This window comes from Paenibacillus sp. p3-SID867, assembly GCF_025142895.1.
GTDB lineage: Bacteria > Bacillota > Bacilli > Paenibacillales > Paenibacillaceae > Paenibacillus_AQ.
Map to the genome: position 1 here is coordinate 122,869 of NZ_JAMBDM010000007.1, position 21,472 is coordinate 144,340.

14 protein-coding genes and 1 pseudogene are annotated in these 21,472 nt (G+C 49.8%); 6 read left to right on the top strand and 9 right to left on the bottom strand.

Annotation, left to right across the window (positions count from 1 at the left end):
- Positions 1-43: 43 nt before the first annotated feature.
- The gene (locus tag M4D81_RS15835; protein WP_260067232.1) at positions 44-1,630 is read right to left on the bottom strand and encodes a glycoside hydrolase family 43 protein; all 1,587 of its coding nucleotides are present in this window, start codon (positions 1,628-1,630) and stop codon (positions 44-46) included.
- A gap of 16 nt (positions 1,631-1,646) precedes the next feature.
- Positions 1,647-2,759: a glycoside hydrolase family 88/105 protein gene (locus M4D81_RS15840; protein ID WP_260067233.1), complete on the bottom strand. Its 1,113-nt coding sequence runs from the start codon at positions 2,757-2,759 to the stop codon at positions 1,647-1,649.
- Positions 2,760-3,045: 286 nt separating this feature from the next.
- Here M4D81_RS15840 and M4D81_RS15845 point away from each other — a divergent pair, with 286 nt between their 5' ends.
- Both M4D81_RS15845 and M4D81_RS15850 read left to right on the top strand, forming a co-directional pair.
- Positions 3,046-3,972 carry a pectinesterase family protein gene (locus tag M4D81_RS15845; protein WP_260067234.1) on the top strand — a complete coding sequence of 309 codons (927 nt, stop codon included), beginning with the start codon at positions 3,046-3,048 and terminating at the stop codon, positions 3,970-3,972.
- Positions 3,972-5,405 (top strand): serine hydrolase domain-containing protein, encoded by a 1,434-nt coding sequence (locus M4D81_RS15850; protein WP_260067235.1) that lies wholly within the window; start codon positions 3,972-3,974, stop codon positions 5,403-5,405. The genes M4D81_RS15845 and M4D81_RS15850 overlap by 1 nt, the downstream gene beginning before the upstream one ends.
- A gap of 191 nt (positions 5,406-5,596) precedes the next feature.
- Here M4D81_RS15850 and M4D81_RS15855 read toward each other — a convergent pair whose 3' ends face one another.
- The 6 genes and pseudogenes from M4D81_RS15855 to M4D81_RS15880 all read right to left on the bottom strand — a co-directional run bounded on the left by M4D81_RS15855 (position 5,597) and on the right by M4D81_RS15880 (position 14,653).
- Positions 5,597-7,090, bottom strand: coding sequence for an extracellular solute-binding protein (locus M4D81_RS15855; RefSeq protein ID WP_260067236.1), 1,494 nt, complete (start codon positions 7,088-7,090; stop codon positions 5,597-5,599).
- Between the two features lie 68 nt (positions 7,091-7,158).
- The gene (locus tag M4D81_RS15860) at positions 7,159-8,031 is read right to left on the bottom strand and encodes a carbohydrate ABC transporter permease (protein ID WP_260067237.1); all 873 of its coding nucleotides are present in this window, start codon (positions 8,029-8,031) and stop codon (positions 7,159-7,161) included.
- A 46-nt stretch (positions 8,032-8,077) separates the two neighbouring features.
- On the bottom strand, positions 8,078-9,049 hold the full coding sequence (locus M4D81_RS15865) for an ABC transporter permease (protein ID WP_194542445.1): 972 nt from the start codon (positions 9,047-9,049) through the stop codon (positions 8,078-8,080).
- Between the two features lie 573 nt (positions 9,050-9,622).
- The gene (locus tag M4D81_RS15870) at positions 9,623-11,941 is read right to left on the bottom strand and encodes an AraC family transcriptional regulator (RefSeq protein ID WP_260067238.1); all 2,319 of its coding nucleotides are present in this window, start codon (positions 11,939-11,941) and stop codon (positions 9,623-9,625) included.
- Positions 11,942-12,276: 335 nt separating this feature from the next.
- Positions 12,277-13,968: pseudogene (gene ilvD, locus M4D81_RS15875) on the bottom strand (dihydroxy-acid dehydratase).
- A 19-nt stretch (positions 13,969-13,987) separates the two neighbouring features.
- A complete protein-coding gene (locus M4D81_RS15880; RefSeq protein WP_260067239.1) occupies positions 13,988-14,653 on the bottom strand; it encodes a GntR family transcriptional regulator in 666 nt (221 codons plus the stop codon).
- Positions 14,654-14,880: 227 nt separating this feature from the next.
- On the opposite strand from M4D81_RS15880, the gene M4D81_RS15885 reads away from it, so the two are divergent.
- From M4D81_RS15885 to M4D81_RS15900, 4 genes are read left to right on the top strand one after another with little or no spacing between them, the layout of a single operon-like run.
- Positions 14,881-16,515, top strand: coding sequence for a spore germination protein (locus tag M4D81_RS15885; protein WP_260067240.1), 1,635 nt, complete (start codon positions 14,881-14,883; stop codon positions 16,513-16,515).
- A gap of 2 nt (positions 16,516-16,517) precedes the next feature.
- Positions 16,518-17,612: a GerAB/ArcD/ProY family transporter gene (locus M4D81_RS15890; RefSeq protein ID WP_260067241.1), complete on the top strand. Its 1,095-nt coding sequence runs from the start codon at positions 16,518-16,520 to the stop codon at positions 17,610-17,612.
- Complete coding sequence (locus M4D81_RS15895; protein WP_260067242.1) at positions 17,609-17,818, top strand: CLC_0170 family protein; 210 nt, start codon at positions 17,609-17,611, stop codon at positions 17,816-17,818. Before M4D81_RS15890 ends, M4D81_RS15895 begins: the two co-directional genes overlap by 4 nt.
- Before the next feature lie 33 nt (positions 17,819-17,851).
- Positions 17,852-19,090, top strand: a complete 1,239-nt coding sequence (locus tag M4D81_RS15900; protein ID WP_260067243.1) for a Ger(x)C family spore germination protein — start codon at positions 17,852-17,854, stop codon at positions 19,088-19,090.
- Positions 19,091-19,120: 30 nt separating this feature from the next.
- Here the strand turns inward: M4D81_RS15900 and M4D81_RS15905 are convergent, their stop codons facing one another.
- Positions 19,121-21,355, bottom strand: coding sequence for a chondroitinase-B domain-containing protein (locus tag M4D81_RS15905; RefSeq protein ID WP_260067244.1), 2,235 nt, complete (start codon positions 21,353-21,355; stop codon positions 19,121-19,123).
- Positions 21,356-21,472 lie beyond the last annotated feature (117 nt).

The window sequence follows — 21,472 nt, forward strand, 5'->3', positions numbered from 1 at the left end:
CAAAGTTGTTACCGTCTTGGAGAGCCCCGTAATCTTTCTCTTTCTATATCTCTCCTCTTCCAACCCTAAACCAGTCGATATCCACATACCCTCTATCCGCTTGTTCTTCCGTACTTGCCGCGAACAATCCGACTTTGGCACCGACCCAGTGACCCTTTTCGGCTTCGAACTCCCTATCTCCGAACGGCAAGAAAGGACCATCGGCAGAAGCAAAATAGAAGCGGCATTGAGCACCGGGATGAACGGTCACCCGAATCGTTACCTTCCCTTCATCCAATCCGTCGGACCACATCACATTCTCCTCCGAGCCGTTCCCTTGGGCCTGGATGATTTCCATGCCGGAGCCGTCCGCCTTCATCTGAATGGCCGCATAAGCGAATGTACGTCCGAATACGATCAAGCCCGCCCGTTCGCCAGGCTTTAGCGCCGTTCCATCCAGTTTGGCTTCCGCATGAAATACTTCCGCCGGGAATTTCTGCATCAGCAAGTGAGGAGCATCGTAGATCGTGCGCGAAGGCCGGTTCTCCGGCACCGGGAAGGCGAATAATCGCAAATGGCTTTCCTCCTCGAATGCATACCAGGCCGGATTCGGATTAGCCTGCCACTGCCACTGAAGGCCAAGCTGAGCGTCTTCGAACTCATCTGAATCGTCCGGTGCCTCAATCCTGTGTTCCCCGCCGACGTTTGGCTTCGGATAACGCAGAACCGGTTCGCCGATCCCGTCTCCATTCGTATCGGCACCCATTTCCGGCCAATCATCCACCCAGCGTATCGGCTGCAGATGAACAATTCTTCCGTATGCCCCTTTGTCTTGAAAATGCATAAACCAGGATTCTCCCGAATCCAACTCTACCCAGCCGCCCTGATGCGGGCCGTTAATCGGGCTATCGCCTTGATGCAGTACGATTTTGTCTTCATAAGGGCCAAAGACCGAGGTTGACCGAAGCACGGTCTGCCACCCCGTTGATACTCCCCCGGCAGGCGCAAAAATATAGTAATAACCATTTCGTTTATACATCTTCGGCCCTTCCATCGTCGGATGACGTTCGGTCCCGTCGAAGACAATCTGACCTTCATCCAAGAGGTGCTTTCCGTCCGGGGACATCCGGCACATTCTTAACAGATGCTTGATGCCGCATCTACTTTTGGCAAACGCGTGAACCAGGTAGGCCTGGCCGTCATCGTCCCAGAACGGACACGGGTCGATCAAGCCTTTCCCCTCTTGAACCAGATGCAGAGGCGTCCAGCTGCCTGCCGGGTCCGCAGCTGTGCTCATCATGATGCCGACATCCGGATCCCCGTAGAACACCCAGTACTTGCCGTCATGGAACCGAAGGGCCGGAGCCCAGACGCCGTTCCCATGTTGAGGGACGTCATAGCCCGGCAGCTCCATCCGGGGCAGCACATGATTAATAATCCTCCAGTTAATCAAATCCTTCGAGTGCAGAATCGGCAGTCCCGGCAGATGACCGAAGCTGGAGGCCGTCATATAGAAATCTTCCCCGACCCGGATCACATCCGGATCCGAATAATCCGCATGAAGCACCGGGTTCACGAACGTCCCGTCTCCCTGATCCGACAACCATGATTTGTTCTGTAATGCTTGCAGCGATGACGATGAGTGCATCATTTAGTTCCTCCTCCTATCACGAATCTGCTAACCGCTCCATTTCCAGACTGGCAAGGATGAAAGGCGCTACGCCAATATGGGCGTCGGACACCACTTGTTCACTGATGTAATATTCATACGAGCCGTTGCGGTCATCGCTGAGCCCCGCTCCATGACATATGGAATGAAGATGCACGCCGGTTTTGCCAGCCTCAACAAACCGCTGAATCAAACCTTCGTAAGCCCGCTCCGCAACAGGTCTTGAAGGCTGTTCCAGATACTGGAGCCGAACGCCCTTGGCCAAAGCGTAAATAAACATGGAGGAGCCGGAGGTTTCAAGATAATTGCCTTCCCGGAAGCCCTGATCGAGCACCTGGAACCACAGCCCGCTCTCTTTCTCCTGATAACGTGCCAGCGCTCGGCTTAGGCGTTCGAATATGCCAATCATCGTACCTCGCTTCGGATGATCTACCGGAAAAAATTCAAGACTGTCCACTAGCGCCATCGCATACCAGCCCAAGGCCCGGCTCCAAAAATGCGGGGACCGCCCGCTTTCCGGATCGGCCCATACCTGTTCCTTCGCTTCATCCCATCCGTGATAGAGCAGGCCCGTCTTGGAATCCCGGGTTCTACGCTCCACCAGCAGAAGCTGGTGAGCTACCTCGTCGAACAGTTCAGGCTGGTTATAAGTTTTGGCATACTGGGCCAGAAACGGCGATGACATATAGAGCCCATCCAGCCACATCTGAAACGGGTATACTTTTTTGTGCCAAAAACCGCCGTCCGTCGTTCTGGGCTGGCTGATCAGCTGGGCGGCTAGCGTATGGGAAGCCTTTTCATAACGGGAGTCATGAAATCTGGCACTTAGCGCAAACAAATTTTTCCCCTGGTTGATCTGGTCCAGATTATATTCTTCGATTCTGTACCCCCGAATGTCCCCATCAGCCTGAACAAACAGATCCATATGCCGCTTCATGAAATCAAAATAATCGTCCTTGTTATAAAAGTCCCCTGTGCGGGCGACCGCCATGAGCATCATCCCGGGAACATACGCCCACCGGCGGGCAATTTCCGGGTGAAGTCCCTCGCTGTCCGCTTGACAGAGAATGGTTTCCGCCGTCCGGACGGACCAATTGTTCTCTTGCTTCAATACCGCCTCACCTCAATATCCTTGGAAGATTTAATCTCAAGCCTCATTATAAAGAAACATAAACGATAAAAATTCCGGATTTGATGCTGAATCAATCGCGTTTTTTGCATTTTATGCTCTGTTTCTCTGTTTACTTTCCCTCTAGAAAACAAGTCTAAGAAGCTGTTTTTTTTCAAATCCGGCAAAAAAGGCAAAGAATGACACGATTTAAACATCGGAGATGTTTTTATTGGAATCTCCAATTCGATAACATAGATATAAAATCCATAGAGGAGCGTGTTCATCGATGAAAATCACAGTTGATCACAACGGGCAAGGCGACTTCGTGACGGTGCAATCTGCAATCGACTCGATTCCCGAACAGTCCGATTGTCTTGTCATCATCGAAATTAAAAAAGGTGTTTACCGTGAGAAAATCAACATTCCTTCATCGAAACCAGCCATCCGTATGATCGGTGAAGGACCTGAAGAAACGATTCTTACTTATTCGGATAACGCTCACACCTTAGATGAAGATGGACAACCCCTCGGGACCTTTCGCAGCGGAAGCTTCTATATCTGCGCAAATGATTTCAGCGCCGAACAATTGACCATCCGCAATGATTCCGGTCCTGGGACGGGTCAGGCAGTCGCTGCCTTTATCGATGCCGACCGGGTGTCCTTTCGGTATGTAAAACTTGAAGGTGATCAAGATACGCTCTATGTGTCCGGCGGACGTCATTACTTTGCCGAATGTTATATCGAGGGCGATGTCGATTTTATATTTGGGCCTGCAACGGCCCTATTCGACCGGTGCACCATCCACTGCAAGCGGTCCGGTGGTTACCTGACCGCAGCCAATACGCCGGAGGAAGCGGAGTTTGGCTATGTCTTTATCGATTGCAAAATCTCGGGAGCACCCGGTGTTGAGAACGTATACCTTGGCCGGCCTTGGCGTGCTTATGCCAATGTGGTGTTCATCTCATCCGAGATGGACGGCTCCGTTCATCCGCAGGGCTGGCATAACTGGAAGCAACCGGACCGTGAAGAAACATCGCGTTATGCCGAATTCGGCAGCCGCGGCCCCGGAGCATCCCCCTCCTTGCGGGTTGCGTGGTCCAGGCAGCTCACTGAGACCGAGGCTAAACGGTTTACCCTCGAACATGTGCTCAGTGGCCAAGACCGTTGGTATCCGCCCTACACTCCCGGTACATCCAATCAGACGAGAGGTTGATGATGATGACTGCACTGGCTCGAGTCCGTCCGGAGGAGGTCGGTATTCCTCCTTCCGCCATTCTCCGCTTTATGGAGGATATGACGGAAAAGAATATGAACCTGCACAGCTTTATGCTGCTTCGGCATGGCAAAGTGGCTGCCGAAGGTTATTACTCCCCTTTTCACAAGGATTTAAGGCATCCGATCTTCTCCGTCAGCAAAAGTATGACATCGGCGGCCGTCGGCATTGCCATCGGAGAAGGAAGGATCTCCCTGGAGGACAAGGTCATTCATTTTTTTCCGGATAAGCAGCCGGAGACCGTACACCCGTACACAGCCGATATGACCATCCGGCATCTGCTGAGTATGCAAACCGTCCACCGAAAATCAACCAATAAAGAGGCCCGGGATATCGTGTTCGAGTATCTTCATACGCCACCGAGTCATCCCCCGGGGACCGTCTTTGCCTACGATACGACAGGTACGCATACGCTCTGCGCCATACTCCAACGGGTTACGGGGACAACCGTGCATGACTATCTCGATGACCGCTTGTTCCAGCCCCTCGGGATGCAGGATATCGAGTGGGAGACCTGCCCGCTCGGAATTAACCAGGGCGGAAGCGGAGCCTATTGCACCACGGAGGATCTGGCCAAATTCGGTCAGCTCTATCTGCAGGACGGGCTGTGGAACGGAATCCGGATCCTGCCGGAGGGCTGGGTAGAGTTAAGCACGTCCAAGGTCGTTGATAACTCCAGCGCCGGAATTCTGCTGGAAGGACGAAGCGGGTACGGATACCAGTTCTGGCGGGCCAGGCGTCAAGCCTACTGCGCTTTCGGCGCAGGCGGGCAATTCGTCCTTGTCATCCCAGACCATAACGCCGTTTTTGTCTCGACGGCCAACACCATGCTGAACCGGGATGAGCACCAAGGAATCCTCGATTGCGTTTGGACCCATCTGGTTTCTTCCATGCAGGAGCCCTGCCCTTTCGATGATGCTGGTTATGACCGGATGCAGCAGCGTCTGAGCGCCTTGAAGCTCCATCTGCCGGAGGGAAGCGCTATCCCCAGTACAGCCGTGCAGGACTCGAGGCAGCAATATCGCCTAGCTGCTAACGAATCGGGATGGACAGGATGCTATTTTACGTTCAGTGAGCAATCCTGTGAGCTCATCCTCGTTCATGAAACCGGTCGTCCCCGTGTTGTATGCTTCATGAATGATTGGCGTATCGGTCCTGATCCTTTTTTCGGCCTTCCCTCCGCCTGTGGTGCCGTATGGGCAGACCCGTCGACTTGCCTGATCCACATTCAGCTGCTGGAACAACAGCAGATGTTTATCCTTACCTGCCGTTTTGACCGCGATGGTCTTGTGCTGCAAATCAAGCCGGCTGGCGCGCTTAGAACGAATCATCTTGATCTCGTGCTAATTGGAACGAAAATGGACAATCCATGAACCGAGTGCTCCTAATTTGCCTAACTATATAAGTTGATTGAGTGATTCGCCTATAAGGCAGCCGTGTGAAATGTTCTTTCGATCATTAATACAGATATATAAGTAGTGAGAGACAAAGCAGCCAAACACACCAAAGGCACTTCCTTTTACTTGCCAGCTTTGTCTCTCGTTTACATGCTCCTCAATGACTGCTATTTTTGAGTCGTGTTAGATTCTTTATATTCTGCAGCCATTTGATCTCCGCCGCTCTTACGCCATCTCTCCACTTCCGCCTTCCAGCCGGCCTCGTCAATCTGCCCCATAATGAACTTGGTTTGCGCATCGGTGATGATCTGCTCCAGCTCTCCGCCGCGTTCATTGTAAGTCGTCGATTTCAGGGTAAGCGCCGGATTCGGTACAATGTAATTCTCGTTCTCATACACGATTTGTTTGTTCTTGTTGAACAGCTCCGTTCCTTTCGGTTTCTTCTCCATGTTGTACAAATCGCCCCGTTGTGGAAACGTATCGCGATAAGGCTTGACTTCTTGAGCGTCCTTATCCGCATCGATCGTTACGGTATAATCTCCTTCGACTTTGTAATGCACGCCTTCGATGCCTTTGTTAATAACATTGACCATCTCGGGATCCAGCAGCTTGTCAACGAAGGTCAGCACTTTTGCCAGCTCTTCTTCAGACTTGACCGTCGATCTCGGGATTGCCAGGAAGCCGGTATTTCCGCTTTCCCCCGGAACGCGAATGCCTTCTGGACCTTGCAGTGGAGATACGTCGACAACCGCTTCCGGAACAACCTTCTCCAGCTTGGTTTGCAGCGATTGACCGTTACCGCCGGAGATCCGGATATTCGCGCGGCCCGATTCATACACCTTATTGAGCTCGGAGGAATCAACCACGGCGAAATCCTGATTAATCAGCTTCTCTTCATATAATCTTCTAAACAGCTTCATGACATCGAAGAACTGCTCGGATACGAACTCCGGATAGAAATTGCCTTGCTCGTCGATGCCCCATTTATTAGGTGCACCTTGCGAAACGGCAAGCCGGGTCAAGGTCGATGCTGTACCCTGGTTATAGCCTTTGTCGAGCATCATTCCGTAGGTGTCCCTTTTTCCGTTGCCATCAGGATCCTCCTCCGTGCTGTAACGGATAATTTCATACCAATCATCCAGAGTGACAGGCTCCTTCAAGCCTGCTGCATCGAGCCAGTCCTTGCGGTAGCTGACGATCGCCCGGCCCATGTCCCGGAACAGGGGGATGCCGTACACTTTTCCGTTCACGCTGATGTTGTCGTAATAGGCCTGCGGCTGCGCGGCCAAATTCGGGTAATTTTTCAAATGGGATGTGATGTCCCAGAACAGATCGGCTTCGAGTGAGCTGATCGTCGTTGGCGTATAGTTCAGCTTGATCAGCTTCGGAAGCTCATTGGAAGCGACCATGACGTTAACCTTCTCGTCGTATGCAGAGTAGGGGATCCACTGAATCCGCAAATCCGTATTTGTATATTCGCGTATTTTTTCCTCCATCTGATTTTTCGGGTCGGGTATTTCCCCAACCTGATTAACCACCAGGGTGAGCGGATAAGGTCCGTCGCCATTGACCCCGCTCCCGCCGCTTTTGTCTCCGCAAGCCGTTACAACCATCATCCCCGCCAGCATTGCCATAACGGTTGTCATCCATCTTTTCTTCATCTTTAGCCCTCCATCATATTCATTTCTATTGGAACCCCTCTTACTGGGAAGAAAGCGCATCCAACCGGTTATCCTTTCACGGAGCCCAGCATGACGCCTTTCGCAAAATGCTTCTGCAGAAAAGGATACACGAGCAGAATGGGCACGGTGGCAAAAACGATGACCGCCATACGAATCGTTAACGGCTGCACGTCCATTTCGTCGAAGCTGGAATCCCCTACCCGGCTCTGTGCCAAAATCACGATTTCCCTAAGCAGAACCTGAATCGGCCATTTCTCGTTATCATTGATGTATAGAATGGCATTAAAAAACGTGTTCCAATGAGCAACCGCGTAAAACAAACCGAACGTGGCCATCGCTGGCAGCGACAATGGAAGCACAATTCGAATCAGAACTCCCAAGTCATTGCAGCCATCGATTTTAGCCGAATCCTCCAGCCCGTCAGGAATTTGCTGGAAGAAATTCTTCAGCACGATCAGGTTAAACGCACTGATGGCACTTGGTATCATCAAGGACCACAGCGTATTGGTCAGATTCAACCCGTTCACGACGAAGTATGTTGGGATCATCCCCCCGCTAAACAGCATCGTGATCAATACGCCGAGCAGGATGGGATTTCTGCCCCGGAGATGAGGCTTGGACAACGGATAAGCCATCAGCGATGTAAACGCCAGGTTGATCAGTGTTCCTACTATCGTAATATAGATCGAAACGAGCAAGCTTCGCGGCAGTGTGTCGGACGAGAAAATATATTGGTACGATACGAGCGACCATTCTTTGGGCCATAGAATCAACCCACCCTTGGCGACTTCAGCCGGACTGGCAAACGAAACCGCCAGCACATACACGAATGGAAGAACACACACGATCGCAACGATGAATAAAATCGAATGGTTAATGATATCAAACAGGCGATTGCCCCAGGTTTGATCTTGACGCACGTTTATTCCCTCCTGTCATTTCAAAAAATGCATCCGCGGCATCCTCCTAGTACACCCCTTCTTCCCCGAATCGCTTGGCCATCCAGTTTGAACCGAGAACCAGAATCAATCCGACAAAGGATTTAAACAAACCGACGGCTGCGCTGTAACTGTACTGTGCCTGCGTCATCCCTTTGGTGTATACATACGTATCGAATACTTCACTCACTTCCCGGTTTGTCGGCGTGATCATCAGGAAGATTTGCTCGAAGCCCGAGTCCAGGAAGTTGCCTAAACGAAGAATAAGCAAAATGATGATCGTGCTGCGGATGGCCGGCAGCGTGATATGCCACAGCTGACGCCAGCGTCCGGCTCCGTCGATCCGTGCGGCTTCATACTGCTGCAGGTCTACGCCAGCAAGGGCGGCAAGAAAGATCACGGTGCCCCAGCCTACTTCCTTCCAGATCGACTGGGACACAATCATCGTCCGGAACCAGTCCTTCTCCAGCAGGAATGCGATTTTCTCTCCCGTTATCTGATAAATGATTTCATTCAGAATGCCGTTCTCGGTCGTAAACAAGATATAGAAAATACCGACAACGACAACCCAGGATACAAAATGCGGAATGTAGATCAAGGTTTGTACAAACCTTTTGAAGCGCTCCCGCCTTAGCTCATTCAGCATGAGCGCCAATATAATCGGCAGCGGAAAGAAAAAGATCAGATTATATAAAGCTAAAATGATGGTGTTTCGAAAAAGCATCCAAAACTGCGGTTCGCTGAAAAAGCGCTCGAAATGCTTGAACCCGACCCACGGGCTGCCGAAGAACCCGGTATGCGGCTTGTAATCCTGAAAAGCCATCGTCACCCCGTACATCGGCACGTATTTAAATACGATAAAATACAGCACGCCTGGCAGCAGCATCAGATACATCCACCTGTCCCTGACCAGATCCCTTAGTAAGAGCTTTCGTTTCTCCAGGCGCAGTTCCCTCTTTACTTGCGGGCCGACTGTCGCCGGAGCTTGATTTGTTTTCATAGCACCTCTCCTCAAAGTTTTGTAAGCGTTACTTCTTTGAATGAGATTCGAACAAAACTCACATCGGAAGCATGCCCTTAGTTTTGTGAGCGTTACTTCCTTTATCAGCTTCGAACAAAACTCGCTTCGGAAGCATGGGCATTGCCTGTTTGAACATCGTTTTTGTTGTATGCGTTTTCATGGATTAATTATCCGTCACCATCCTCGTGTCCGGCTATACTCCGTTCATGACTTCACGCACCAGCCCTCGGTAAATGCCTTTCCAGCAAGGATTACAGGATTTCACCATTTCCCCGGCATATGCCGTATTCCACCTTCTATATGCCGCATATGACATGCAGATAAGAACAGGATCTTTGCCGTCTACATTAGCCATGAAATAAATGGTCCCGAATCTATATTTATAATGGCACCGTAAGGGCGTTCTTTTTCGTGAAAAAAAGCTGCTCCACCGCAGAACATTCTACGGATGGAACAGCTCCATTAAGTTCTTGTTATGGTGGCTTACTCAAAATTGAGCCATCATGCAGCCGGGTATGTCTTCATCTTCGGATCGAGCTGCTCATTCTCAAGCTAACCTTCTTCACTATGCTGCTCCCGGTACTGGCCGGGAGTTACCCCAAATGTCCGACGGAACGTACGAATGAAGGCGCTGATATTCGTGTAGCTCACTTTCTGGCCGATTTCCGAGACCTTCATCTCCGTCGTGGCCAGCAGATTTTTGGCTATATTCATTCGGTACTCGCTTAAGTATTCACTGAAGGATACACCCATCTCTTTCTTAAATACCCGGCTGATATAAGCCGGATTAAAATTCATGACCGCCGCGCAGTATTCGAGTGAAATGTCTTTATCATACTGCTCTTGCACGATCTCCACGATTCGGCGGGTAATGCTTACGAATTGCTTATCTGCCATGTCCTCCAGAATCCCGATCACAGGTTTAAACAATTTGGAGTGGAACCAGCTCGCAATTTCGCTTCGTGTCTGCAGCCTGAACAGAAGCTTCAACTCCTCTTCGCCATTCCATAATTGCTGCATCGACAGTCCCTGCTCCTGGGCTATGCTTACGGTCCTCGACGCGAGCTGCAGCAGCAATAAATGATGCTCTTGATAAAGCCCGTCCTTGCACAGCAATTCATCCAAATAACGCTGAAACTGCTGCTCCACCTTCTCAAGCTGCCGTTCTTCAAGGGCAAGCATCATCTGTTCTTCAATCAGTCTTAATTTCGTGTATACTGTCTTCTCTGCACTTCCTTGATCCACAATATCGGCATAGCGTACGATGATGTTCGATCCGAGAATAAATCGTAATTTGAGTGCCTGGCTGCTTTCTTTATAGGCGCGCTTCGCATTGGACAACCGCTTGAACGGAAGGCTGATGCCGATGCTGCATTCGAGCCCGAGGTATTCCTGAACCTTGGTTTTGATGTGCTGAGCGGTCTCATAGAACAAAGCTTGCCCGGCTTCGGCATCCTCTTCTTTACAGGTCAGCAGCGTCACCTGGGAATGATTCAGCACGATCGGACTGAAGCGGGCCTCTTCCGGCAGGGTTTCCGAGACGATATTGCTTACCGCAAACAGAAGAAGCTCCCGGTCCTGTTCCTGGAACCGCGACTGCTGAAGGTTATCCAGCTCAAGCTGCAGCACCCCGAGGCTTCCCCAGCCCGTTGGAAACCCGTAGCGTTCGGAAGCGTACTTGTCATCGGCTCCGGACATTTGCTCAGTAAACAGCTTCAGGACATAGAACTCTCGCAAATGGACCGTTTGGGATTTCATCTGTTTGTCCAGCTCGTTTCTGGAAACGGCAAGGGAGGTCAGGCTCTCCCGAATGAACTCAAACTCATCTTTGCGGTTGTCATCGGCCTGCTGCGGCTGAACGTTCGTCGCGAACTCATGGAGTCTGCGGATTGGAGAATACATCCTCCGGCTGCCAAACCAGGAAGCAATCAGCACGGTCACAATAATCCCGAAACAGGCGGCGGCGGTAATCAGCGCAATGTTTCCTGTCTGGTCCGTTACTTTATCCAGGGATACGACGGATACATAGGTCCACCCGTTATATTCCGATTTGGCATACAGCACGCTCACCTTTTTACCTTCGCTCTCCGCATGGAATGCACCTTGGAGCTGATCGGACTGCTGAATCCTTGCCGAAATCTCTCCGTTGATCGAACGGTAAGCCTCACGATCCTGAACTGGCGACAGGAATGCATCTCCCTGCTCGTTCAGGATATACTGGGCGGCCCGCAAATTGACGGGCTCCAGCATGCTCCGGATATCTTTGGCGGTGATTTGCAGAATCAGAATACCCGTCGGCGACGCGTTCTTCGACAGCAGCGGTATTTTATGCACCAGCCGAAGGGTTGTTGCCGTTTGTTCGGCGCTGTTCCAATGATCCGTCTCCACCGGATTCGCGGTTTGCGAGATTTCTCCCGAGCCCGCTGCCCAGAATATGCTTTCATTGGTATCCAGATACCGCTCGAACTCGGTTTTGTTCAATCCCTCCAGAGGTTTGAGGGAATTTAAATCCACGACCCATTCATGCTTCAGATTAACGACATACACCTGATTTAATATGGTCTGCGTCTGCAGGTTAAACATTTCCTTCATCAGTTCCCGGACCTTAATAAAGTCCTGTCCGCTTAACTTGCTGTCCATCACAGACTTCAGCAGCGAGGAGTTCTCAAACTGCAGGGCTGTTCTTTGCATGGAATCGAGCACCTGCTCGACCCTCATCCGGGTCTGGTTCAACAGATGCATATTTCCCTCGTTTACCTTCTCCTCCACATCTTTGGCCGCAATGAAATAAGAGAAAAATCCGATGAGAATCGTCGGGAAAGATCCCAGCAGTAAACTGTAAATGAGTATTTTGGATTTGAATGTTCCCAATATCGTCTGCTCCTTCTTGGTATTGGATGTAAAGAACAGGACCAACAGGACATTGTAAATCGATATGTACGCTTCTAATGATAACGCTTGCAAAAATAATGATTTAAAAATCATACCATACCCTGGCCATAATTTTTAGTCTCCACATGCTTTTTTGCCAGCATTTTGATCTATTTATGTCAAAAGCACTTCCCTGTGTTTTTTCGATACAGAGAATCCAAAAGTAATTGCTGATCATTGCGAATATAGCCCTGGTCCATTCATATGCAAACAAGCTCTTGCGAAATCACAAGAGCTTGTTTGCAATAGCCCATCATTAAGGCTGGAACATGATCTTATTCTGCTGAATCGGTGACCGCACCTTTAGATGCTGAGGACACTAATCGTGCATATTTGTATAATACGCCTGTGGAAACCTTGAGTGGAGGCTGCTGCCATGCTTGTGCCCGTGCAGCGAAATCTGCATCCGATACGTCGAAGTTCATTTCTTGCGTTTCACTGTCGATGGTGATCATATCTCCATTCTTCAGCAGCGCGATCGGCCCTCCTACCTGTGCTTCTGGCGATACGTGGCCAACTACGAACCCATGGGATCCTCCCGAGAACCTACCGTCCGTAATCAGAGCTACCTCCCCACCGAGACCTTAGCCTACAATGAGAGCCGTTACCGACAGCATCTCCGGCATACCCGGTCCGCCTTTTGGACCGCAATAACGAATAACTAACACATCGCCCTTGCGTATTTCATCTCTCAAGATCGCTTCGGTTGCATCTTCCTCGCTGTCATACACCTTGGCCGGTCCGACAAAACGCAGCTTCTTCATACCCGACATTTTGGCAACCGCACCTTCAGGTGCGAGGTTACCTCTTAGCACAACCAATGGCCCATTTGGCTTCAACGGCTTATCGATAGGGTGAATGATTTCCTGGCTGTCCATTAACGGTGCAACCTCCGCCAGATTCTCTGCCAAGGTTTTGCCTGTAACCGTCAGGCAATCCCCATGCAGAAGTCCCTCGGCGAGCAACAATTTCATGACGCCCGGTATGCCGCCCACTTCGTTTAAGTCCTGCATGGCATGTCGTCCGCTTGGCTTCAGGTCTGCGAGATGAGGAACTCGCATACGGATTCGCTCGAAATCGTCTAACGTCAAATCTACGCCAACCGAATGAGCAATGGCAAGCAAATGCAGGAACGCGTTAGTTGAACCGCCCAATGCCATGACGACCGTTATCGCATTCTCAAATGCCTTTTTGGTCATGATGTCCCTGGGATAGATTTCATGCTCCAACAGCGAAATGACCTGCCTTCCAGCCGCAGCGCATTCGGCTGCTTTGTCAGGTGAAATAGCCGGTGTGGAGGAGGAACCGGGCAGGCTCATCCCCATGGCTTCTGCCGCAGCAGCCATCGTATTGGCTGTATACATGCCCCCGCAAGAGCCCGGTCCCGGGCAGACGCTGCATTCCACCTTATGTAACTGCTCCTCCGTCATTTTTCCGTCATGATATTGCCCCACCGCTTCGAAAGCCGTGACGATATCCACGTTCTTGCCTTCGAGTTTCCCGGGTTGGATGGTACCGCCATAAACGTAAACCGCAGGAATATTCATCCGTCCGATCGCCATCAGGCATGCGGGCGTATTCTTGTCACAACCGCCGATCGCCACGATACCATCGAATCGTTCGGCTCCTGTCACGATCTCAATCGAATCCGCGATCGCTTCGCGGCTGGGCAGGGAGAACAGCATACCGCCATGTCCCATCGAAATGCCATCCGAAACCGTGATCGTGTTAAAAATAAGCGGGGCGCCGCCATGGTTGCGTACCCCTTGCTTGGCCTCTAAGGCTAACTTGTCTATATGCATATTGCACGGAGTGACTTCACTCCAAGTGCTGGCTACGCCAATCATCGGTTTCTTGAAATCCTCATCTGTAAAACCAACAGCCCTCAGCATCGCTCTGTTCGGTACCCGATTGACACCCTCACTGATTACTTTACTGCGAATACGCAAGTCTTTTTTGTTTGTCATCCTTCCCTCTCCTGTCTTTTTAGAGTAATCCATGCAGTTCCTGCATGGGACGCATGAAATTTTGTTTCATCATCGCCTGTGCCCGATTACTGTCCTTCTGCTCGAAAGCACTGATAATCGATGCATGCTCATCGACCGAAGCTTGTGTAGCAGCGATCGGTTGTTTTAGGAACACGTATTTAAACCGTCGGATATGCATTTGAAGAGAAGCGCTATATGCAGCGACATAAGGATTATCGGAGAGTTCCACAATGAAGTTATGAAACTGCTCATCCAACTCCATAGCTTGATAGACTTGCCCGCTTTTCATGACATTCTCAAAATCCAGATTAATCGCTCGCAATTGCTGGATCTGCTCCGGAACAATAATGGTAGCGGCCACTTCGGCAGCTAATGCTTGAAGAGCAGCCATGGTCGAATACATCTTAAAGATATCTTCCCTCTCGATGGCTGTAACTTTTGTTTCTTTTCCAGGATGCGTGGACACGAGTCCTTGTACTTCGAGCAGTTGAAAAGCTTCCCGGATGGGCGTTCGGCTTACGCCAAGAGACTCCGCCAATTCAGCGTCGAGCAATTTTTCTCCGGGCTGCAACGTGCCATCGATAATCCACCGTTGAATTTGGGAGAACGCTCTTTCCTTTGCGGTCATCCGCACGGGAGAGACAAAATTCTTTGGTACAGGCATAGTTTTAATCATCCTTACTAATGTTGTTATATGCAATATATCGCATGCGTATATTAAATACAATACATTTTCACGGTTTATTCACTTCCTTCAAGATTATTTTCTCTGCACCGGACTCCTAACATGCGATTCAATTGCTTTCATTGATAAAAATAACAACCAGAGGAAATACTTAAGCAAAATATCCAAATGCTGTGACCCGTTGAATCAGGAGAGGTGTTTGTATAATGTCATTTTCCACATGGGCGGGTTCGAACCAGCCCAACAATAGCAATAATATATCTGCCAATCCGAATGGGAAGAACTCAGAGGATATGGACATATCGGTGAATCTGGAAGAAACCTTATCCGAAATCAAGCAAGTGCTGGGTGATAGTGACGATTTTATGGTATATGGATTCCAAGTGTTCGGGCAGCATCCGGCTGTATTGTTATATTTCTCCGATATGACGGATCATGCCGTCATCAATAACACGATTTTAAAGCCCCTTAAATATGGGCCGCGCCATATCGACGTTCATAACCTCCCGCACGATGCGTTAATGGAAACCATCATGAAAGATACGCTTTATCATAGCGAGGGTTTTTCGGAAAGAAAAATTTCCGTTATTACCGACAACCTGCTAAGGGGGCAATCCGTCGTAGCCATTGAAGGGCTGGACGAGGCGATTATCATTGACACACGGCAGATCACGCAGCGCGCTATTGAGCAGCCGGCGACGGAGCAGGTCATTCGCGGGGCCAGAGAGGGATTTATAGAGTCCCTGGGAACGAATATTTCTCTACTCCGCTATCGGCTGCAAACACCGGATTTTCGAGTGAAATCCATGGAGATCGGAACGAAGACCAAATCCAAAGTTGCCATTTGTTACATGGACGGCATAACCAATCCCGGCATCATAAAAGAAGTTCAAAAACGGCTGGATGCCATTGAAATCGACGCCGTTCTGGATTCCGGTTATTTGGAACAATTCATCGAAGATAACCATTGGTCTCCGTTTCCGCAAATCCAGTATACCGAGCGGCCCGACAAAGTCGTGGCGAATCTGCTGGAAGGGAGAGTCGCCATTCTGGTTGACGGCTCCCCTCTTGCCTTAATCGCGCCTACGGTGTTCAGCCAGTTCTATCAGACCGTTGAAGATTATACCGAACGCTTTGTCCTGATGAGTGCGATTCGAATGTCCCGGCTGGTTGCTCTAGTATTTTCATTGGTTTTTCCCTCACTGTATGTGGCGATTATATCGTTTAATCCGGAGCTGATCCCCACAGAATTCGCGGTCGCCGTTGCCGGCGGACGTGCCGGCGTTCCCTTCCCAGCCGTGATTGAAGTGCTTGTCATTGAAATCTCGATGGAGGTTCTAAGGGAAGCAACCATACGCTTGCCGCAACAGGTCGGCGGAGCTTTATCCATTGTCGGCGTGCTCGTCATCGGGCAGGCTGCGGTAGCGGCCGGGTTCGCGAGCCCGATAACCGTTGTTATTATCGCTTTAACGACCATTGGCTCTTTTGCAACCCCGGCCTACAATGCGGCTCTGGCTCTTCGACTGCTTCGTTTTCCGTTGATCATTTTAGCCGGTATCTTCGGTCTATATGGTGTCATGGTTGGCATCATTTTGATTACCAATCATTTATTGTCACTTAAATCGTTCGGGGTCCCCTACTTAAGCCCATTTGTGCCTGGCAACTTTCAAGGCATGCGGGATCTCCTGACCCGTGGGCCGTTGTGGAAAATGAAGAACCGGCCTTCTTTCCTCCATCCGATGAACAAAACAAGATTGGGTGATCAAATGAAGGAACAGGTGGATCATTCTACATCCCATATCATGGATCCCGTCCATCCTAACGACGAGAAAGGGCGTTAACGATGAGAGAACAGCGCCAAATCACTGTCTTGCAGGCTTCTGCCGTTACGATCAGCACCATCGTTGGAGTAGGCGTTCTTGCACTTCCGTTAGCTGCGGTGAAGGCAGCGGATGCAGGAGCTCCGCTAGTCACTTTTTTGGGAATGCTGCTAGCGTTTGTCGGACTTTTTTTCATGACCCGGCTTGGCATGCGGTTTCCGAATGACTCTTACATCGAGTATAGCGAGGTTATCATCGGCAAATGGCTCGGGAGAATCGGAAGCCTCATATCGATTGCTTTCTTTGCTGTCTTATGCTCTCTTGTTGCAAGAGAATTCGGAGAGGTCGTTGTCACAGCCGTATTGAAAAACACGCCACTCGAGGTCACTGTATTGGTCATGCTGCTCCTGGCTGCTTTTTCTTCACGCCGAAATATCATGACCTTTGCTTACATTCACTTATTCTACAGCCCCTTTATCCTAATTCCTGCGCTGTTGATCGTTGCCCTGTCGTTAAAAAACGCGGACATGATTAATGTTCTCCCAGTGATAGGAAACGAAATTCGAGGAATACCGGCAGGCATTATTACATTGTCCACCATGTTCCAGGGATACTTCATTATGATGATGGTCATCCCTGCCATGTGCAAACCGGAAAGAGCGATGCGGTCCAGCGTATGGGCCATGCTGATTACCGGTGTGCTGTATATATTAATCGTCACGGCAACGGTTAGCGTGTTTGGGGCGGAAGAGACAAAGAAGCTGTTATGGCCGACGCTGGAACTGGCAAAAGCAACTTCATTACCTGCCAATGTACTGGAACGTTTGGATGCGCTCTTTCTTGCCGTCTGGGTAACCGCTGTCTTTACATCCTTGTTCTCTTGCTACTACTTTACGATTTACTCGATAAGCAAGTTATTCCGATTAGCTGATCACGGGATGATGTCCTTCTTCATCCTGCCCATTCTGTTCGTTCTGGCCATGCTGCCCCAAAGCTTGGTTCAATTGAATGAAGTGAACGGCTTGATATCCAACTTCGGTCTGCTGATAACCATCGTGTATCCTGGAGTGCTGCTTATCATCGCCATGCTGCGTAAAAAAAGAGGTGCGTCCAAATGATCGGAAATCTTTACAGCGGTTATTTGGATGTTGCCATCTTGATCTGGGTGTTGTCCGGCATGTTCAATCTGCTCATCGATAAAAATAAGTATGAACAATCGAACATGACCAAGGAAATGAAGGTATCTCGTATACTGGGCTGGATTCATATCGTGATCGGAACTGCGTTGTTTCTAAGTGTCATACTTGTTAAAGCTCTGATGTGAGTGAGCATGTTCACCAAGTTTAGGAGGATTTCAATGAGAAAAAGAATAAGCGTTAACCTAAACGTAAAATTCATGATTGTCCTTCTTCTATCCTGCTCACTCCTGACAGGCTGCTGGGATCGGATGGAAATTGAAGAACGCGCAGTCGTTCTAGGAATATCAATTGATACGGCTGATAAGGACGCTGAGGCTCGAGAGGATGAAATATCTCATCTACGCGGGAAATACCCGGCACCAAAACAGGAATTAATCCAACTATCCGTTCAAATTGCTCTTCCCGGCAGAATACCACTCGGGCCGGGTGAAGGCGGCGGTTCGGGAGAAGGCGAGCAGGAAACGGTCTGGGTACTTGATGTTGTTGGACACACCGTCGACGACGCCATGATGAATTTACAGCAGCAAATATCAGGCAAATTGTTTTTTGGCCATCTGCGCGTCATTGTCGTATCAGAAGAGTTTGCCAGAAAAGGATTACAAAATTTGAACGACTATCTTCATCGCAACGCAGAAGTTCGCCGAATGGCCTGGTTGATGGTGTCAAAAGGGAAGGCCAAAAATCATATGCAGGCAGCACCCAAATTGGAGCGTGTCCCGGCGCTGTATCTAGCATCCACATTGGACGATGCCGTAAAACAAGGCAAATTTCCAAGTAACTACGTTGGGACGTTCTGGAGCAATTCTTCAAAGAAAGGCCAGGAAGGATTTCTGCCTTATATCAAAATCATGAAGGGAGATAACGTGGAAATCAGCGGAATGGCTTTTTTTAAAGGGGCCAAAATGGTAGGCGTGACAAAACCGTTTGAAATTGCGGGGTACCTGGTCATCAAGGGAATTAGTCCCGCAGGATACCGCGGAATTATTCATATTGGGAACGATTCACAAGTCGTAACGATCCATGCGACGAACCGGGAGTCGGAAATTAAAGTCGATATCAAGAACGGAGCTCCCCATTTTACGATTACGGCGATGACAGAGGTTAATGTCGAAGAAAAAAACACAGATACCATCTCGATCAACAGCACGAAAATTCTGGAGGAAATAGCACGCGAGAATGAGCATTCCGTTAAACAATTATTAATCGGGTTAATCCAAAAGACGCAAAAAAAAGAATCCGATATATTCGGATTCGGCGAATTGGTAAGAGCAAAAAAACCATCGTATTGGAAAAGCCATGTAAAATCTGCGGAGCAATGGGGCGAAATCTATAAAAACGTAACCTTTGATTACCGTGTGACGTCCAAAGTTCGAAGAATCGGGATGAAGGCAGAATGATGCTGACGTTTGTCGTAAAAATACTCACCTTCATTTCATCCAAGCATCCGGGCCTACATCATGGACGGAAAGCGGGGGATTGGCTCGCTGCTTGCCTGGAGCATACTCATCTGCACCCACGTCCGGGATATACCGAAGCTGTCCATCCATGTCTTCCGCTGCAGCATAAGGAGCCAGGGCAGTGTCAACGGCTGGGCTAAAGATGGATAATCGGATGAGGCCGTCCATACTGCGCACCAAATGGAGATCTTGTTTGGTCATCTCTCTGTCCACGATGGGATTGTTCGAGATCGGTGCATTCCCCGAGAGCATATTTCCCTTGTACACAGCCCGATCCTGGTCGGGTGCTTGGATCACCGCATCGGTTTCATGAAACATGCTACCTGCATGGCTAAATATTAGATTGTTATAAATCTTTGTACCAACAGGCTGATAGGTTCTGCCGCCCAGATTGAAAGTCGTTGTTTGATTGCCGACATTCACGATGGTATTATTGTAGACTTGAACGTTATACTGCCGCCAATGTCCACGCAGAAGTTCCGTTCTTTGTTCAGCCGGCAGATCGCCAAGCCTTGCAGTTTGCTCTTGGTTTCCACCCCAACGAACGATTGGATTCGTACTGCCTTCCGGTCCGCCGTCATGTGTTCCGCCATCAAGACGAATCACTTTGTCCGTAAGGCCTTCCATGTAATTGTTGTAGATTTTGTGATCATTGCCGTAGATCCGGAACCCGCTGCTGCCGGGTGTCACCCCATCCCCCATCAGATGGTTACCGTAGAAGCTGTTACGGTTTCCATGCCGAGACACAATTCCGCCGTATGAATGACGAATCGTGTTGTTCCGAATGATATTGTCGCTGCTCTTCACCGATATCACTTCATCTTCACCGTTAAAGCCGTCAAATAAATTGTACTGAACCGTAATATAACCGGATGCGAGCGAGGTACTGGAAAGCCCGAGCCTGATGGCTTCCAACCCGTTGGTTACCCGGGGACCAATGTCGTGAAAATAGTTATACTCGATGACGTCGTATTGCGATATATGCTGTCCGCTATGCCCTTCGCCATCATAGATCAGGACTGCGCCAAAACCTTTCTTCGGTCCAATATCATTATAAGCGATCCGGTTATGGCTGCTCGTTCCTTCAACACGGATGTAATGTCTGTGCGTGCCATTATCGGTCATGAGTTTCGGATCTTCAAATGGCGTTAAACCCTTATACACTTCTCCGTTCGGATTATACCGCTCTTCACTGTACCGGCAGCTGTTCTCCACATTGAGCAGGCACCATACATATCGGTTTTGAGCTTTAAATCGGTAGGGCTGACCCGTTTCATCCAAGGCAAAGGTGTTGCCCAAAATAGAGATTCGGCTGGAGCTTTCCAGCTGAATCCCAGGATGAACTCCGGTGAGCGCCCGATGCGCCAAACCCCGTTCCATCAAGGTCTGTTTTCCATTCTCATCGCCGATTCCGTTCCGGAACGTAAGTCCGCTGACCTCAACATAACTTGAATTTTCGATGTGCAAGTAGCTATTCCCGCTAATAATTGCCTTCCCGGACTTCCCTGTAATCACAATCGGATAGACGGCAGAGCCATGTTTATCCTTCACAACAAACGGACCGTTCTGTTCGTATGTCCCATCCTTCAGTTCAATCAGCGTACCAGCCACAGCCTGATCCAGCGCCTGCTGCAATTGTTCCGCCGTGCTGACCGAGACGCGCTTCATCTCCGGAGGCTTTACATCTTCCTCCTTCACTTCGCCAGCGTTTGGTGGAAGCGGTGGTTGCGGCTCTTCCGGTGATTCACCCGGCACTTTTCCTGCGTAAAGCTCTACTTCCATGATACTGTTCCAGTTTCCCGAGCTGCCGCTGGCATTATTGCCATATCCGATCAACCGCAAATACCTTGCCTTCACCGTAGGCTGTAATACATAGGTTTGCATGACGCTATCTTCCGGTTTCAGCTGCCGGCTGAACTGTCGTTCAAAAACAACGGTGCTGGATTGGAAATCTTCAGTATTCGAAGCTAATATCTCAAAGCTGGACTGACGCTCTCTAGCATTCAGAAACGCAATGTTCAAATAAGTAACGGTTTGTTCCGTACCTAGATCAAACTGCAGCCATTGACCTTGTCCCGATGCGGACCAGCGGCTTTGTTGGCTCTCCGCGTCCTCGCCCCATACCCCATCCAATACATTACCAGGTACATAGTTCGTGCCCGGTTGGTGGCTGCTTGCCGTTACCATGCTCTCGATTCGGTTCATGCTGCTCCCTCCTGCATCACTTGATGCCCCTTGGGCTTCTGAAGGCGACATCATCAGTGTTCCGACCAATAGGATCAAGACCAGCCCCATACATATCAATCTGTGATACCGTTGGTT